The organism is Pantoea sp. GL120224-02, from assembly GCF_900215395.1.
In the GTDB taxonomy this organism is placed as follows: Bacteria; Pseudomonadota; Gammaproteobacteria; order Enterobacterales; family Enterobacteriaceae; genus Pantoea; species Pantoea communis.
In genome coordinates this window covers 18,415-34,692 of the sequence record NZ_OBEC01000006.1, presented here as the reverse complement: position 1 = coordinate 34,692, position 16,278 = coordinate 18,415, and the positions used below count along the sequence as shown (strand labels likewise).

Here is a 16,278-nt window from a genome sequence, read left to right as displayed (position 1 = left end):
GCGGCATACCATGCCGCCCATCGGGTTGGTCAGTCAGGGGAGACTGACCGGGTCATTCGCTTACTTGTAAATCGCTTTGCCTGAGCTGTCTTTGATGTTCGCTTTCCAGGCAGTACGAATCTGGTTAGCAACGCTTTCTGGCAGCGCAGCGTAATCCAGTGCGGTTGCAGTTTTGCTGCCGCCTTTGTAAGCCCAGTCGAAGAACTTCATCACTTCAGCACCTTTAGCCGCATCAGCCTGCTCTTTGTAGATCAGGATGAAGGTGGTAGAAGAGATTGGCCATGCATCTGCACCTTTCTGGAAGGTCAGGTCCTGAGCGAAAGATTTGCTCCAGTCTGCGCCTTTAGCAGAGTTTGAGAAGCTGGTTTCGCTTGGCGCAACTGGCTTGCCATCTGCATCCATTAGTTTGGTGTAGGTCAGGTTGTTCTGCTTAGCGTAAGCATACTCAACGTAGCCGATTGAACCAGGCAGACGCTGTACGAAGGCTGCAACGCCGTCGTTACCTTTACCGCCCAGACCGGTTGGCCAGTTAACGGTGTTGCCTTTACCAATTTTGCTGTTCCAGTCTGCGTTGACTTTAGACAGGTAGCTGGTGAACACGAAAGAGGTACCTGAACCATCTGCGCGGCGAACCACGTTGATGTTGGTGTCTGGCAGTTTCACGCCTGGGTTCAGTTTAGTGATCGCCGGGTCGTTCCACTTTTTGATGTTGCCCAGGTAGATATCGCCAACGGTTTTGCCGTCCAGCGTCAGTTCACCTGATTTCACGCCTGGGATGTTAACGGCCAGTACCACGCCACCGATAACGGTAGGGAACTGGAACAGACCATTTTTTTCCAAATCGGCATCACTTAACGGCGCATCAGACGCACCGAAATCGACGGTTTTAGCGATGATTTGCTTAACGCCGCCTGAAGAACCAATACCCTGATAGTTGATTTTGCTACCGGTGGCTTGCTGATACTCTGCTGCCCACTTGGCATAAACCGGTGCCGGGAATGTACCGCCAGCGCCAGTCAGGTCGGTGGCTGCAAAAGCAGATACCGCGCTTACTGCGAAGGTGGCGGCGAGGATTCGGGCTACGGATGTACGCATCAGTGTCATGTTCCCTCCAGGGGATTTAAAAAAATCAGGCTCAATGCCATTTTAGTTGGAGTCAGTGATTGCTGCTGGAGGGAAAATAGGACAGTTTGATGACAGTGAAATGTACGAAATATGACAGTTATATGACACCGTTTAAAAAGCAAGCGGACCCGTTGCAGGCCCGCCCTTTTTATAGATTATTCAACAGTAACCGATTTTGCCAGGTTACGGGGCTGGTCAACGTCGGTGCCTTTAATCAGCGCAACATGATACGAAAGCAGCTGCAACGGCACGGTATAGAAGATCGGTGCTATCACCTCTTCGACGTGTGGCAGTGAGATGATTTTCATGCCCTCGCTGTCGGTGAAACCCGCATCCTGATCGGCAAATACATACAGCAAACCGCCGCGCGCGCGCACCTCTTCAATGTTCGATTTCAGCTTCTCCAGCAGCTCGTTATTCGGCGCAACGACGATCACCGGCATATCGGCATCAATCAGCGCCAGCGGGCCGTGTTTCAGCTCTCCGGCGGCGTAGGCTTCTGCGTGAATATAGGAGATCTCTTTCAGCTTCAGCGCGCCTTCCATCGCAATCGGATACTGATCGCCACGGCCCAGGAACAACGCATGATGCTTGTCAGAGAAACCTTCAGCCAGGCTTTCAATCACTTTATCCTGCGCCAACATCTGCTCAATGCGGCTTGGCAATGCCTGCAGCGCATGCACAATTTCGTGCTCGGTTTCTGGCTTCATGCCACGCAGACGACCCAGTTTTGCCACCAGCATCAGCAACACTACCAACTGCGTGGTGAAGGCTTTCGTTGAGGCCACACCAATTTCGGTGCCGGCTTTGGTCATCAGCGCCAGATCGGATTCACGCACCAGCGAAGAGCCGGCAACGTTACAGATGGCCAGCGAACCGAGATAACCCAGCTCTTTAGACAAGCGAAGCGCGGCCAGCGTATCGGCGGTTTCACCCGATTGCGACAGGGTGATCAGCAGACTGTTTTTACGCACAGCGGATTTGCGATAGCGGAATTCGGAGGCGATTTCCACATCGCAAGGAATGTTGGCCAGCGACTCAAACCAGTAGCGCGACACCATCCCGGAGTTATACGAGGTACCGCAGGCGATAATCTGGATGTGCTCAACCTTGCTCAGCAAGGTTTCGGCATTGGCACCCAGTTCGCTGAGATCGATCTGCCCATGATTAAAACGACCAGTGATGGTGTTTTTAATCGCGTTCGGCTGCTCATAGATCTCTTTCTGCATGTAGTGACGATAGGCACCTTTATCACCAGCATCGTACTGCGCCGTGGATTCGATTTCCGCGCGTTTGGCTGGCTTGCCATCACGATCGATGATGGTGACTTCACGGCGCGTAATCTCGGCGATATCGCCCTCTTCCAGGTACATAAAGCGGCGGGTCACCGGCAGCAGCGCCAGTTGGTCAGAAGCAATGAAGTTTTCACCCACGCCACGGCCAATCACCAGCGGGCTACCTGAACGCGCAGCCACCAGCACGGATGGATCGCGGCTGTCCATGATCACCATGCCATAAGCACCGCGCAGTTGCGGGATCACGCGCAGTACCACTTCACGCAATGTGCCGCCCTGCTTCTGCTCCCAGTGCACCAGATGCGCCACCACTTCGGTGTCCGTTTCTGAGGCAAACTGGTAACCGCGTTCGATCATCTGCGCACGCAATGGCTCATGGTTCTCAATGATGCCGTTATGCACAATGATGATGTGCTCAGAGACATGCGGATGCGCATTGGCTTCTGATGGCTCACCGTGGGTTGCCCAACGCGTATGAGCAATACCAGTGCCACCAATCAGTGGCTGCTGCTCTGCGGCTTCGGCCAGATTAGCCACTTTGCCAAGACGACGCAGACGCGTCATATGTCCCTGGCGATCGACAACGGCCAGACCCGCAGAGTCATAACCGCGATACTCAAGACGACGCAGACCTTCCAGCAGAATTTCTGCGATGTCACGCTGCGCTACTGCACCAACAATTCCACACATAATAGTTTCCTGACTTCATGGCTTTCGGCCATTGCGTTGTCTTCTAACCTGATTATTCCCCGAGCCTTGTAGAGAGTGGGGGATCTACCCTTCATACATCAAATTTCAGGTGCGTTAGCTATGCGCATTCACCTTAGTCACTGACTTCAGTCAACTCCTGAGGACTCGCGCTTGCCGCCTTTCTGAAACTCGAATGAGTTCGGGTAGTTTTTTTCACGGGCCGATCTTTGCCGACCCTTAAAATTTATTTTTTCTTAACCGGACGCTGCCAGCCAGACTTCTGATTCTGTTCTTTGCGGTTGTAGACCAAATCGGCGGCGGTGACATCTTTCATTACCGTGGTACCTGCCGCGATGGTCGCGCCAGCCGCGACGGTGACCGGAGCCACCAACTGGGTATCAGAGCCGACAAACACGTTGTCGCCGATAATGGTTTTCGATTTATTCGCGCCATCGTAGTTACAGGTAATGGTGCCAGCCCCGATGTTTACGCCCGCGCCAATTTCTGCGTCGCCAAGATACGAAAGATGACCCGCTTTGGAACCTTTGCCCAAGATGGCCTTTTTCATCTCAACGAAATTGCCGACATGTGCCTCTTCCGCCAACTCGCTGCCAGGACGCAGACGCGCGAATGGCCCAACGGTGCAGGCAGCGGCTAAGATGGCATCTTCGAGGACTGAATAAGGGCTGATTTCACAATCATCACCAATCACGCTGTTTTTGATGATGCACCCAGCGCCAATTTTGACGCGGTCGCCCAATGTCACGGTGCCTTCAATGATAACGTTGGTATCGATCTCGACATCACGCCCATGTTGCAGCGAACCGCGCAGGTCGAAACGCGCAGGATCGCGCAGCATGACGCCCGCCAGCAGCAATTGTTCTGCCTGCTCGCTCTGATAGGCACGCTCCAGCGTGGCCAGTTGCAGGCGGTTATTCACACCATCGGTCTCACTGATACGCGCAGGATGTACCGCGTTGATCACGCGACCTTCGTGATGCGCCATGGCGATGATATCGGTGATATAAAACTCGCCTTGAGCATTGTTATTGTTGAGCTGCGCCAGCCAGCGTTTGAGGTCGCCGCCGTTTGCAATCAGGATGCCGGTGTTAATTTCCTGAATCTTAAGCTTTTCTGCTGAGGCATCTTTCTGCTCAATGATGCCGGTCACCGTGCCGTTTTCACGCACGATGCGACCATAGCCGGTAGGGTTGTCTAACACCACGGTGAGCAAACCGATTCCACCTTCAGGTTTCGCTTCACGCAAACGCTGTAAAGTGGCTTGCGAGATCAGCGGTACGTCGCCGTACAGCATCAGGATGTCTTCGTCATCGGCAAAGAAAGGTGCTGCCTGCTGCATCGCATGGCCGGTACCCAGCTGTTCAGCCTGCAATACCCAGTTCAGGGTGTTGTGGGCCAGTTTCTCTTGCAGTAAATCGCCGCCGTGACCGTACACCAGATGCACCTGCTGGGCACCCAGACCGGTCGCGGCATCGATCACATGCTGAACCATCGGTTTTCCTGCCAGGCTATGCAGAACTTTTGGCAGATCGGAATACATTCGGGTGCCTTTGCCAGCGGCCAGGATCACCACACTCATCGCGCTTGTAGACATAACTATCCAGACTCAATTTAACTTTCGAAAGTGTAAGGTTTACCTCTGAGATTACTACATTTTTCTCGGACCGAAATTAGCGGATAAAGATGAAAGGCTGATTGGAGATAAAACCAGTGCCGGCCTGGGCATCACGCGATGCATTTTGCCGATGAAATCGGGCAGAGCAAGACAACATCGTCCTCCCCCAAAGCAGGATGATTTATCGCGCGCAAAAAAAATGCCAACCCAATGGGCTGGCATTTCGTGACGCATAAAGCCTGATTACATCGCTTTCTTGGTCAGCTCGATTACACGCAGTTTCGCGATAGCTTTCGCCAGTTCCGCAGAGGCCTGAGCATAGTCCACATCACCGTGGCTGCTGTTCATGTGCTCTTCTGCTTTACGTTTCGCTTCCAGCGCGCGCGCTTCGTCGAGGTCTTCACCGCGAATCGCGGTGTCGGCCAGAACGGTCGTGCTGCCCGGCTGTACTTCCAGCACGCCGCCAGAGAGGTAGATATACTCCTCTTCGCCGTGCTGTTTCACGATGCGAATCATACCAGGCTTGATGGCTGTCAGCAGCGGGGCGTGGCCTGGGTAAATACCCAGCTCACCTTCGCTACCTGACACCTGGATGCGCTCAACCAGACCGGAGAACATTTGTTGCTCCGCGCTGACAACGTCCAGATGATAAGTCATAGCCATACTATTCCTCCTGGGAAACCGTTATTACAGTTTCTTCGCTTTTTCTACAGCTTCTTCGATAGCGCCGACCATGTAGAACGCCTGCTCTGGCAGGTGGTCGAATTCGCCTTCCATGATGCCTTTGAAGCCACGGATAGTGTCTTTCAGGGTCACGTACTTACCTGGAGAACCGGTGAAGACTTCAGCAACGAAGAACGGCTGAGACAGGAAGCGCTGAATTTTACGCGCACGTGCCACCAACAGTTTGTCTTCTTCAGACAGCTCGTCCATACCCAGAATGGCGATGATGTCTTTCAGTTCCTGGTAACGCTGCAGCAGAGACTGCACGCCACGCGCAACGTCGTAGTGCTCCTGACCCACGATCAGTGGATCCAGCTGACGGCTGGTTGAATCCAGCGGGTCAACGGCTGGGTAGATACCCAGAGAGGCGATCTGACGGCTCAGCGTAACGGTTGAGTCTAAGTGAGCAAAGGTGGTTGCTGGTGACGGGTCAGTCAAGTCATCCGCAGGAACGTAAACGGCCTGAACAGAGGTGATTGAACCGGTCTTGGTGGAGGTAATACGCTCCTGCAACACACCCATCTCTTCTGCCAGCGTTGGCTGGTAGCCTACCGCAGATGGCATACGACCCAGCAGTGCTGATACTTCAGTACCGGCCAGGGTGTAACGGTAGATGTTGTCGATGAACAGCAGAACGTCACGGCCTTCATCACGGAATTTCTCCGCCATGGTCAGACCGGTCAGTGCTACGCGCAGACGGTTACCCGGCGGCTCGTTCATCTGGCCATACACCAGCGCTACTTTATCGATAACGTTGGAGTCAGTCATTTCGTGGTAGAAGTCGTTACCCTCACGAGTACGTTCACCCACACCAGCAAATACCGAGTAACCTGAGTGCTCAGCCGCGATGTTACGGATCAGCTCCATCATGTTTACGGTTTTACCTACACCCGCACCACCGAACAGACCGACTTTACCGCCCTTAGCGAACGGACACATCAGGTCGATAACCTTGATGCCGGTTTCCAGCAGCTCTTGCGAGTTAGACTGATCTTCATAAGAAGGCGCAGCACGGTGAATAGAGGAAACCTCTACAGTGGTGCCGTCGTCATTCTGCAGGTCGCCTTTCATGTCGATTGGTTCGCCCAATACGTTCATGATACGGCCGAGGGTTGCTTTACCAACCGGTACCTGGATCGGTTTTTTCAGGTCGGTAACTTGCAGACCGCGCTTCAGGCCGTCAGAAGTACCCATGGCGATGGTACGCACCACGCCACCACCCAGCTGCTGCTGAACTTCCAGCACCAGACGAGCGTCACCATTTTGAACCTCAAGCGCGCTATATACCTGCGGTACCGCGTCCTGAGGGAATTCGACGTCAACTACGGCGCCGATAATCTGGACAATCTTTCCAGCTGCCATCTTGAATCCTCTACCTAATACGAGAATATCCGGCCGCGCTCGCGCGACAGGATATATGCCTGGTTAAACCGCGGAGGCTCCCGAGACGATCTCGGTAAGTTCCTGGGTGATGCTGGCCTGACGAGCTTTGTTGTAAACCAACTGCAGCTCTTTGATCAGGTTTCCGCCGTTATCGGTTGCAGCTTTCATTGCCACCATACGTGCAGCCTGCTCACTGGCCAGGTTTTCCACCACACCCTGATAAACCTGCGATTCGACATAACGGCGCAGCAGGGTATCCAGCAGCGCTTTCGGATCGGGTTCGTACAGGTAATCCCAGGTCTTCGCCTTCATCTCTTCTTCACCTTCCGCTGGCGGTAACGGCAGCAGTTGGGTAATGGTCGGAGTCTGAGACATGGTGTTATTAAACTTGTTGCTGACGATATACAGCTTGTCGATGCGGCCTTCATCATAGGCCTGCAACATCACTTTTACTGGGCCGATAAGATCAGACAGTGCAGGCTTGTCGCCCATACCAGTGACCTGTGCCACGATGTTGCCACCGACAGAGCCGAAGAATGAATTGCCTTTAGAACCGATAACGGCCAGATCGCTCTGTACACCTTTATCAGCCCAGCCCTTCATATCTGCCAGCAATTTTTTGAACAGGTTAATGTTCAAACCACCACAAAGCCCGCGGTCAGTCGAAACGACCAGGTAGCCGACGCGCTTAACGTCACGCTCATCCAGGTAAGGGTGCTTGTATTCCAGATTACCGAGAGCAAGGTGACCAATCACTTTGCGCATGGTATCTGCATACGGACGGCTGGCCGCCATGCGTTCCTGCGTTTTACGCATTTTGGAGGCGGCGACCATTTCCATCGCTTTGGTGATCTTCTGCGTATTTTTTACGCTTCCAATCTTGGTACGTATTTCTTTTGCACCGGCCATTAGCTTCTCCTCAAAGCCTTGCGGCCTGCCTTTTCAGACAAGCCGCCAGACATTACCAGGACTGGGTTGCTTTAAACGTTTCGAGGAGGCCTTTCAGCTTCTCTTCGATTTCGTTATTAAAGTTGCCCGCTTGGTTGATTTCAGCCATCAGCTCAGCGTGATCGCGGTCTGCGAACGCCAGCAGAGCGGCTTCGAAGCTGCCGATTTTCGCCAGTTCAACGTCGTTCAGGAAGCCGCGCTCAGCAGCAAACAGCACCAGACCCTGTTGCGCGACAGACATCGGCGCATACTGTTTCTGTTTCAGCAGCTCGGTCACTTTCTGACCGTGGCTCAGCTGTTTACGCGTTGCATCGTCCAGATCGGATGCGAACTGAGAGAACGCAGCCAGTTCACGATACTGTGCCAGAGCGGTACGGATACCACCGGACAGTTTCTTGATGATCTTGGTCTGTGCAGCACCACCAACACGGGATACAGAGATACCCGGGTTAACGGCTGGACGAATACCGGAGTTGAACAGGTTCGATTCCAGGAAGATCTGACCATCAGTAATCGAGATTACGTTGGTCGGAACGAACGCAGAAACGTCACCCGCCTGAGTTTCGATGATTGGCAGCGCGGTCAGAGAACCGGTCTGGCCTTTCACAGCACCGTTAGTGAAACGCTCAACGTAGTCAGCGCTTACGCGTGATGCACGCTCCAGCAGACGAGAGTGGAGATAGAACACGTCGCCTGGGAATGCTTCACGACCTGGTGGACGGCGCAGCAGCAGTGAAATCTGACGGTAAGCAACAGCCTGCTTAGACAGGTCATCGTATACGATCAGGGCATCTTCACCGCGGTCACGGAAGTACTCACCCATCGCGCAACCGGCGTATGGCGCCAGGTATTGCAGTGCAGCGGATTCAGAAGCAGAAGCCACAACGACGATGGTGTTAGCCAACGCGCCGTGTTCTTCCAGCTTGCGTACCACGTTAGAAATGGTTGACGCTTTCTGGCCAATCGCAACGTAGACACACTTGATGCCTGAATCGCGCTGGTTGATGATGGCGTCGATTGCCATTGCGGTTTTACCGGTCTGACGGTCACCGATGATCAGCTCACGCTGGCCACGGCCGATTGGAATCATCGCATCGACAGATTTGTAACCGGTCTGAACAGGCTGGTCTACTGACTGACGGTCGATAACGCCCGGTGCAATCACTTCAACCGGCGAGAAGCCGTCGTTGTCGATTGCGCCTTTACCGTCGATCGGTGCACCCAGGGTGTTCACTACACGGCCCAGCAGGCCACGGCCAACTGGAACTTCAAGAATACGGCCAGTACATTTAACCTTCATGCCTTCGGCGAGGTCAGCGTACGGGCCCATCACTACTGCACCAACCGAGTCACGCTCGAGGTTCAGTGCGATAGCGTAACGGTTGCCCGGCAGGGCAATCATCTCACCCTGCATCACATCGGCCAGGCCGTGTACGCGGATGATACCGTCACTTACAGAAACAATAGTACCTTCGTTGTGAGCTTCGCTCACCACATTGAACTGAGCAATGCGCTGCTTGATCAGTTCGCTGATTTCGGTGGAATTCAGTTGCATATGCTCCAGTCCCCTTAAGACTGCAAGACGTCTGCCAGACGATCAAGACGGCCGCGTACGCTACCATCAATGACCAGGTCACCCGCACGGATAACCACACCTGCCATTACAGACTTGTCAATTTTGCAATTCAGCTTAACTTTGCGTGACAGACGTTTTTCCATCGCGGCGCTGATTTTACTCAGCTGGCTGTCACTCAGGGTACTGGCAGAAATCACATCCACTTCGGCGGTCGCTTCATAAGCGTCACGCAGTTGGATGTACTGTTCCAGTACCGCTGGAAGTGCTGTCAAACGTCCGTTTTCCGCCATTACCTTAATCAGGTTCTGAGCGGGTTCATCAAGTTGATCGCCACATACCGCGTTGAAAGAAGCAGATAAAGCTTCCGGCGCGAGCGCACCGGAAAGAAGATCTGCCATCTGTTCGTTGCGAGCCACTTCAGCGGCAAACGCCAGCATGGTCTGCCAACGATCGATACTTTGATGCTCAACAGCAAAGTCAAAAGCTGCTTTGGCGTAGGGGCGAGCTACAGTAATCAGATCAGACATCAGCCCCTCCCTCCTTACAGTTCAGCGACCAGTTTATCAACGATGTCGCTGTTAGCAGCTTCATCCACGGAACGTTCGATGATTTTCTCGGCGCCAGCTAATGCCAGCAACGCGACTTGCTTACGCAGCTCTTCACGGGCACGTGAACGCTCGGCTTCGATTTCTGCCTGCGCTTGTGCCACGATGCGGTTACGTTCAGTCTCAGCTTCGGTTTTCGCTTCGTCCAGAATCTGTGCACGGCGTTTGTTCGCCTGCTCGATAATGACCTGAGCGTCTTCTTTCGCTTTTTTCAGCTGGTCGGTCGCATTGGCCTGCGCGAGATCTAAATCTTTCTTCGCGCGCTCAGCAGAAGCAAGGCCATCAGCAATTTCTTTCTGGCGCTTCTCGATGGCAGCCATGATCGGCGGCCATACGTACTTCATGCAGAACGCGACAAACAGAATGAACGCGATGGCCTGGCCGAGGATTGTTGCATTAATGTTCACAGCACAATGCCTCTTATTAAGTTAACTTGCTCTGCCGCTATCAGCGATAAACGGCAGAATCCGTTCCTCATCACACCGGGTGCCATGAGTGAACAAGGCTACCAGGTTTAGGCGACCGCAAACATCACGTAGAGACCCAGACCTACAGCGATCATTGGGATTGCATCCACCAGACCCATTACAACAAAGAACTGCGTACGCAGCAGAGGAATCAGATCCGGTTGACGCGCAGCGCCTTCCAGGAATTTGCCTCCGAGGATGCCGATACCGATCGCAGCACCGATTGCCGCCAGGCCCATCATCACAGCGGCAGCCATGTACAGCAGATCCATATTCAGGTTTTCCATGACAGTCTCCAGTTTGTTTCAGTTAAAAGCTTAGTGTTGAGATAAAAAAATCAATGTTCTTCAGATGCCATCGACAGATAGACGATCGTGAGGACCATGAAAATGAAAGCCTGCAGCGAAATGATCAGGATGTGGAAAATGGCCCATGGCACATTCAACACCCACTGCGACCACCACGGCAGCAAGCCGGCAATCAGGATAAAGATCAGTTCACCCGCATACATGTTGCCGAACAGTCGCAGACCGAGTGAAACCGGTTTAGACAGCAGGCTAACACCTTCAAGAATCAGGTTGATTGGGATGAAGATCGGGTGATTAAAAGGCTGCAGCGTCAGTTCTTTGGTGAAGCCGCCAATGCCTTTCATTTTGATGCTGTAGAACAGAATCAAAATAAAGACGCCCAACGCCATAGACAGCGTGATGTTCACATCTGCAGACGGCACAACGCGCAGCGCTGGCAGGCCAAGATAGTGCTCACCGATAAACGGCAGCAAATCGATAGGCAGCAGATCCATGAAGTTCATCAGGAAGACCCAGACAAAAATTGTCAGAGCCAGCGGGGCGATAAGTTTGCTTTTACCGTGGTACATGTCGCGAACGTTGTTATCAACGAAACCGACAACCAGTTCGATAGCCGCTTGAAGTTTCCCTGGCACACCGCTGGTGGCGCTTTTTGCCACTTTACGGAACAACACCAGGAAAAGCAGTCCCAGTACCACAGAGAAAAACATGGAATCGATATTTAATACCCAGAACGTCGCAGGAGCGTCGTGCGGATTCACCAACTCGAAAGTACGCAGGTCCAGCTGAAGGTTATTCAGGTGGTGACCTATGTATTCTTGCGGAGTAGAGATTTCTCCAGCAGCCATGATGCCTCTTACCCTTTGTTGTTAATTACAGCCGGCGCGACGATCTGCACCACCAGCACCGATAACCAAGTGATTGCGAGAGGCCAGAAGACCGCTCCAAACACACCTAACGCCACCATGAGAAGAATGACTGTCGTGAAGACCTTCAACACTTCACCGAGGGCGAAGCTCCAGGCCACACGACCTTTGGCAGGCGTTTGATCCTGCAGGCGCCAGGCTAAAAACATAAACAACACATTCGGCAGCCAGGCTGCCGCTCCACCCGCGATGGCGGAGGCGCCCCAGATAACATCTTTCAGAGTAAAGAGTGCACCGATGATGACAAACGTCACCAGCTGGATCACCAGCACGGTCCGGGCTAATTTCACACTGTAAAGAGACACTGACATGGCGTTGAACTCTCCTGCCCCGAACGGGGTATGTCGCGTGTCGTATAAGACTGCCTTTACTCATTTGAGTCAAGCAGCAAAAGCCGTGCAAATTATACGGGCGCCACCTGCGATTTCAATCGGTAAGTAGCGAAAAGGTGAACAATTATTTAAATTTCTTTCTGGAGGGCTATTTTTCAAAACATCACCTTCCACTATGACTCAGCTAAATCGCTGAAATTGCCTTGTTGGCTTGCTTTTAAAGCGTGCTTCAGATCACATTATAGGCAATAGGCTGGCGAATGAATTTGTTTTAAGCATGAATTTTAAGATTTCAAAAGTGATGAAAGCTGTTTTTTATCATAACTATAGAATTATCCATCCGATATCAGGTCATGATTTTCGATAAAAACACTCTATTGACATCGTACATCGCAATAAAAACGTAAAACTGATATTACGCACGCCGATTTATTGCAGAGTTATATTTTCTGACGTGACTATTTGCGCAGGTAAATACAGCCAATAAAGTGATCTAACTGATAATAAAATGTGAAATGTTCGTTAAATGTAACAGAGCTTTTCGGATAATTTCCGTGGCGCTTGTTAACCGTCTCACCCTGCCCTGCCGAATAAAAGCTTTTGACTAAAAGTGTTCAACTGCTGTTTTTTTATTCAGGACGTTTTCACTGACTAAAGGTGCGGTTGGTGTTAAATCCGCACCTTCTTTATGGCTATTGGCGAGACAGCACCACTAAATGACGTTCACCATCCAGTTCTGGCACATGCAGTGATTCAATCTTCTCCACCACAAAGCCCGCAGGCAAGGCTGAAATTTCATCATCCGGACGCACCCCCTTCAGTGCGTAGAAGCGGCCTGAGGTGCCCGGTAAATGATGGCACCAGTTCAGCATGTCTTCCAGCGAAGCAAAGGCACGGCTGATAACGCCATCAAACGGTGGTTCTGCGGGGAACTCTTCCACACGACTTTGTACCGGGGTGATGTTAGTGAGCCCTAACTCATGTTGTACCTGACGCAGGAAACGGATGCGTTTTCCCAGGCTATCCAGCAGCGTAAAATGCGCCTGCGGACGGACAATGGCTAACGGAATCCCTGGCAGACCCGGCCCGGTGCCCACATCAATAAAGCGCTCGCCTTGTAAATGCGGTTCGACGACCACGCTGTCGAGAATATGGCGCACCAGCATCTGCTGCGGATCGCGCACCGATGTCAGGTTGTACGCCTTGTTCCACTTATGCAGCAATTCTACATAGCCGACGAGCTGCTGTTTTTGTTGATCGGTAAGTGAAATATTTGCCGCATCGAGCAGCTGGGAGAGTTTGTTAATCACAAGGAACGTTCCATAAACGGGGGCGAGTGACCTCGCCCCAGGGTCGATCAGGCACTTTTACGCAGCAGGCCCTGTTTTTTCAGGTAAATCAGCAAAATGGAGATCGCTGCTGGTGTAATGCCTGAAATACGCGAGGCCTGCCCAATGGAGGTAGGTTTGTGATCGTTGAGTTTGGCGATCACTTCATTCGACAAGCCATTAACCTGACGATAGTCGAGATCGCCAGGCAGCAAGGTGTTTTCGTTGCGTTGCTGGCGGTCAATTTCTTCCTGCTGGCGTGCAATGTACCCTTCATACTTCACCTGAATCTCAACCTGCTCTGCAGATTGCTCGTCAGATAATGCCGGTCCATAACTCGGTAACGTCATCAGCAGCTCGTAGGTCATTTCCGGGCGACGCAACAGATCTTCACCGCTGGCTTCTTTCGTTAGTGGCGCACTGATGACGCTATTCACTTCGCCCACATTGTCTGATTTCGGATGTACCCACAGATCGCGCAGGCGCTGGCGCTCCTGCTCAATCGCTTCCAGCTTCTGGTTATAACGCGCCCAACGCGCATCATCGACCAGACCCAACTCGCGACCTTTTTCTGTCAAACGCAGATCGGCGTTGTCTTCGCGCAGCATCAAACGATATTCCGCGCGCGAGGTAAACATACGGTACGGTTCTTTGGTGCCGAGGGTGCAGAGATCGTCAACCAGCACACCGAGATAAGCCTGGTCGCGGCGCGGCGCCCAGCCCTCTTTGTCTGCTGAGGCACGTGCAGCGTTCAAACCGGCCAGCAAGCCCTGCGCCGCAGCTTCTTCATAACCGGTGGTGCCGTTAATCTGACCGGCAAAGAACAGCCCGTGGATAAATTTGCTTTCCAGCGTCGGCTTCAGATCGCGCGGATCGAAGAAATCGTACTCGATGGCATAACCTGGGCGCACAATCTTTGCGTTCTCCAGACCTTTCATCGAACGGACGATCTGCATCTGCACGTCAAACGGCAAGCTGGTGGAGATACCGTTAGGGTAGATCTCGTTGCTGGTCAGCCCTTCCGGTTCAAGGAAGATCTGATGCGCATTACGATCGGCAAAGCGCATCACTTTGTCTTCGATCGATGGGCAGTAACGTGGTCCGATCCCTTCGATGATCCCGGCATACATCGGGCTGCGATCGAGGTTATTGCGGATCACATCGTGTGTTTGTTCGTTGGTGTAAGTGATCCAGCACGGTACTTGTTGCGGGTGCTGAGAAACATTGCCCATAAACGAGAACACCGGCATTGGCGTATCGCCATGCTGCGGTGTCAGCACCGAAAAATCGATGGTGCGTGCATCAATACGCGGCGGCGTACCGGTTTTCAGACGATTTACGCGCAGCGGCAAAGCACGCAGGCGTTTCGCCAGTGGAATGGATGGCGGATCACCAGCACGGCCACCGCTGTAGTTATCCAGACCAATATGAATTTTGCCGTCGAGGAATGTCCCGACTGTCAGCACCACACTTTTGGCACGGAATTTCAGGCCCATCTGCGTGACAGCACCGACGACGCGATCGTTCTCCACAATCAGATCGTCAACGGCCTGCTGGAAGATCATCAGGTTCGGCTGGTTTTCCAACGCAGTGCGTACCGCCTGGCGATACAGGACGCGGTCGGCTTGCGCACGCGTTGCCCGCACAGCAGGGCCTTTGCTTGCGTTTAGTATCCTAAACTGAATGCCGGCCTGGTCAATTGCCGTTGCCATCAAACCGCCTAAGGCATCCACTTCCTTCACCAGGTGTCCTTTCCCAATGCCACCAATCGCCGGGTTGCAGGACATTTGTCCAAGCGTATCAATGTTATGGGTGAGTAACAGCGTTTGCTGACCCATTCGGGCAGCTGCCATCGCGGCTTCTGTGCCCGCATGACCACCACCGATTACGATGACGTCAAAAGGATCTGGATAAAACATGAAGTGGGTCCTCGTTAATGTTCGGACAGGGATCGTTGCCCTGGGCGGTGGATTCTACTGAAATTCTGTCGACTGCGAAAGCCGCGGGATCCTGCGGTTTAAAAGAAAGGATCTTTATTCTTTTATATGATCTCTCTGTTAGATCTCTTATTAGGATCGTCAGGGTCTGTTGATAACCCCGAAAAGCAAAGCATTAACAGAGGATTAGAGAGGATCGCTTGCTGTGAATGATCGGTGATCCTGATCCGTATAAGCTGGGATCTAAATGGCGACTTATACACAGACGAAAAAAGCATCACGGGTTGTTATTGGGATAACTACCGGTTATACGCAAGATTAAGGCTGTGTTATCCACAGACAATGGCATAAAAAAAACAATAAAACAGCGAAATAAACTGGGGATCGTTCACTTTTCCCGATCCCCAACCGGCAAAGATCGTCTTAAATCTGCGTTTTCCAAGTCTCAACCCACACTTCAGCCGGATCCTCAGGAATCTCATGTTCGAGAACGTCGATCTCCAGGCGATCGCCAATGCGTTTGGCGCCTAACTGGTTGAGCTGATCTTCCAGCAGTTTAATGGCACCGCAGAAAAGGTCATATTCATGGTTGCCGATACCCACTGCGCCATAACGTACCGCGGAAAGGTCCGGCTGCGTCTCCTGCAAGGCTTCATATAAAGGAAGCAGATTGTCTGGCAGTTCGCCCGCACCGTGAGTGGAAGTCACAATCAGCCAGATCCCTTCCTGTGGCAGCTCGTCCAGCTCTGGCCCGTGCAGCACCTCGGTTGAAAAGCCCGCTTCCTGCAGTTTTGCTTCCAGATGTTCGGCGACGTATTCGGCGCTGCCAAGGGTACTGCCACTGATTAAGGTAATATCGGCCATGATCTTCTCCCGCACTAAAGGCGAGCATTGTACGCTGTGATCAAGCCGTGATCCACCTGTGGAAAACAGGGTTAATAACAGAAAGCATCAGCCGACAAGGCGCATCACACAAGTGATCCGCCTGGGAAAAGGTTG

At 52.6% G+C, this 16,278-nt stretch carries 15 protein-coding genes; all 15 read right to left on the bottom strand.

Annotated elements, in window-relative coordinates; genetic code table 11:
- Nucleotides 1-60: 60 nt before the first annotated feature.
- On the bottom strand, nt 61-1,104 hold the full coding sequence (gene pstS, locus CRO33_RS13095; RefSeq protein WP_097118422.1) for a phosphate ABC transporter substrate-binding protein PstS: 1,044 nt from the start codon (nt 1,102-1,104) through the stop codon (nt 61-63).
- A 176-nt stretch (nt 1,105-1,280) separates the two neighbouring features.
- Nucleotides 1,281-3,110 carry a glutamine--fructose-6-phosphate transaminase (isomerizing) gene (gene glmS, locus CRO33_RS13090; RefSeq protein ID WP_097118421.1) on the bottom strand — a complete coding sequence of 610 codons (1,830 nt, stop codon included), beginning with the start codon at nt 3,108-3,110 and terminating at the stop codon, nt 1,281-1,283.
- A 244-nt stretch (nt 3,111-3,354) separates the two neighbouring features.
- Nucleotides 3,355-4,725: a bifunctional UDP-N-acetylglucosamine diphosphorylase/glucosamine-1-phosphate N-acetyltransferase GlmU gene (gene glmU, locus CRO33_RS13085; protein WP_097118420.1), complete on the bottom strand. Its 1,371-nt coding sequence runs from the start codon at nt 4,723-4,725 to the stop codon at nt 3,355-3,357.
- Nucleotides 4,726-4,989: 264 nt separating this feature from the next.
- Entirely contained in the window at nt 4,990-5,409 is a 420-nt protein-coding gene (locus CRO33_RS13080; RefSeq protein WP_034830038.1) for a F0F1 ATP synthase subunit epsilon, read from the bottom strand.
- A 24-nt stretch (nt 5,410-5,433) separates the two neighbouring features.
- Nucleotides 5,434-6,831, bottom strand: a complete 1,398-nt coding sequence (gene atpD / locus CRO33_RS13075) for a F0F1 ATP synthase subunit beta (RefSeq protein WP_034830039.1) — start codon at nt 6,829-6,831, stop codon at nt 5,434-5,436.
- 63 nt (nt 6,832-6,894) lie between these two features.
- Nucleotides 6,895-7,761 carry a F0F1 ATP synthase subunit gamma gene (atpG, locus tag CRO33_RS13070; RefSeq protein ID WP_034830040.1) on the bottom strand — a complete coding sequence of 289 codons (867 nt, stop codon included), beginning with the start codon at nt 7,759-7,761 and terminating at the stop codon, nt 6,895-6,897.
- A gap of 52 nt (nt 7,762-7,813) precedes the next feature.
- On the bottom strand, nt 7,814-9,355 hold the full coding sequence (gene atpA, locus CRO33_RS13065) for a F0F1 ATP synthase subunit alpha (protein WP_058961695.1): 1,542 nt from the start codon (nt 9,353-9,355) through the stop codon (nt 7,814-7,816).
- A 14-nt stretch (nt 9,356-9,369) separates the two neighbouring features.
- Nucleotides 9,370-9,903 carry a F0F1 ATP synthase subunit delta gene (gene atpH / locus CRO33_RS13060; protein ID WP_034830043.1) on the bottom strand — a complete coding sequence of 178 codons (534 nt, stop codon included), beginning with the start codon at nt 9,901-9,903 and terminating at the stop codon, nt 9,370-9,372.
- 14 nt (nt 9,904-9,917) lie between these two features.
- Complete coding sequence (gene atpF, locus CRO33_RS13055) at nt 9,918-10,388, bottom strand: F0F1 ATP synthase subunit B (RefSeq protein ID WP_034830044.1); 471 nt, start codon at nt 10,386-10,388, stop codon at nt 9,918-9,920.
- 107 nt (nt 10,389-10,495) lie between these two features.
- On the bottom strand, nt 10,496-10,735 hold the full coding sequence (gene atpE / locus CRO33_RS13050) for a F0F1 ATP synthase subunit C (protein WP_003849523.1): 240 nt from the start codon (nt 10,733-10,735) through the stop codon (nt 10,496-10,498).
- A 50-nt stretch (nt 10,736-10,785) separates the two neighbouring features.
- On the bottom strand, nt 10,786-11,604 hold the full coding sequence (gene atpB, locus CRO33_RS13045) for a F0F1 ATP synthase subunit A (protein WP_034830046.1): 819 nt from the start codon (nt 11,602-11,604) through the stop codon (nt 10,786-10,788).
- An 8-nt stretch (nt 11,605-11,612) separates the two neighbouring features.
- Nucleotides 11,613-11,993, bottom strand: a complete 381-nt coding sequence (gene atpI, locus CRO33_RS13040) for a F0F1 ATP synthase subunit I (protein WP_034830047.1) — start codon at nt 11,991-11,993, stop codon at nt 11,613-11,615.
- Between the two features lie 713 nt (nt 11,994-12,706).
- Nucleotides 12,707-13,324: a 16S rRNA (guanine(527)-N(7))-methyltransferase RsmG gene (gene rsmG / locus CRO33_RS13035; RefSeq protein WP_038643976.1), complete on the bottom strand. Its 618-nt coding sequence runs from the start codon at nt 13,322-13,324 to the stop codon at nt 12,707-12,709.
- Nucleotides 13,325-13,371: 47 nt separating this feature from the next.
- Nucleotides 13,372-15,261, bottom strand: coding sequence for a tRNA uridine-5-carboxymethylaminomethyl(34) synthesis enzyme MnmG (gene mnmG / locus CRO33_RS13030; RefSeq protein ID WP_097118419.1), 1,890 nt, complete (start codon nt 15,259-15,261; stop codon nt 13,372-13,374).
- A gap of 441 nt (nt 15,262-15,702) precedes the next feature.
- Entirely contained in the window at nt 15,703-16,143 is a 441-nt protein-coding gene (gene mioC, locus CRO33_RS13025; RefSeq protein ID WP_034830052.1) for an FMN-binding protein MioC, read from the bottom strand.
- Between the last annotated feature and the right edge of the window lie 135 nt (nt 16,144-16,278).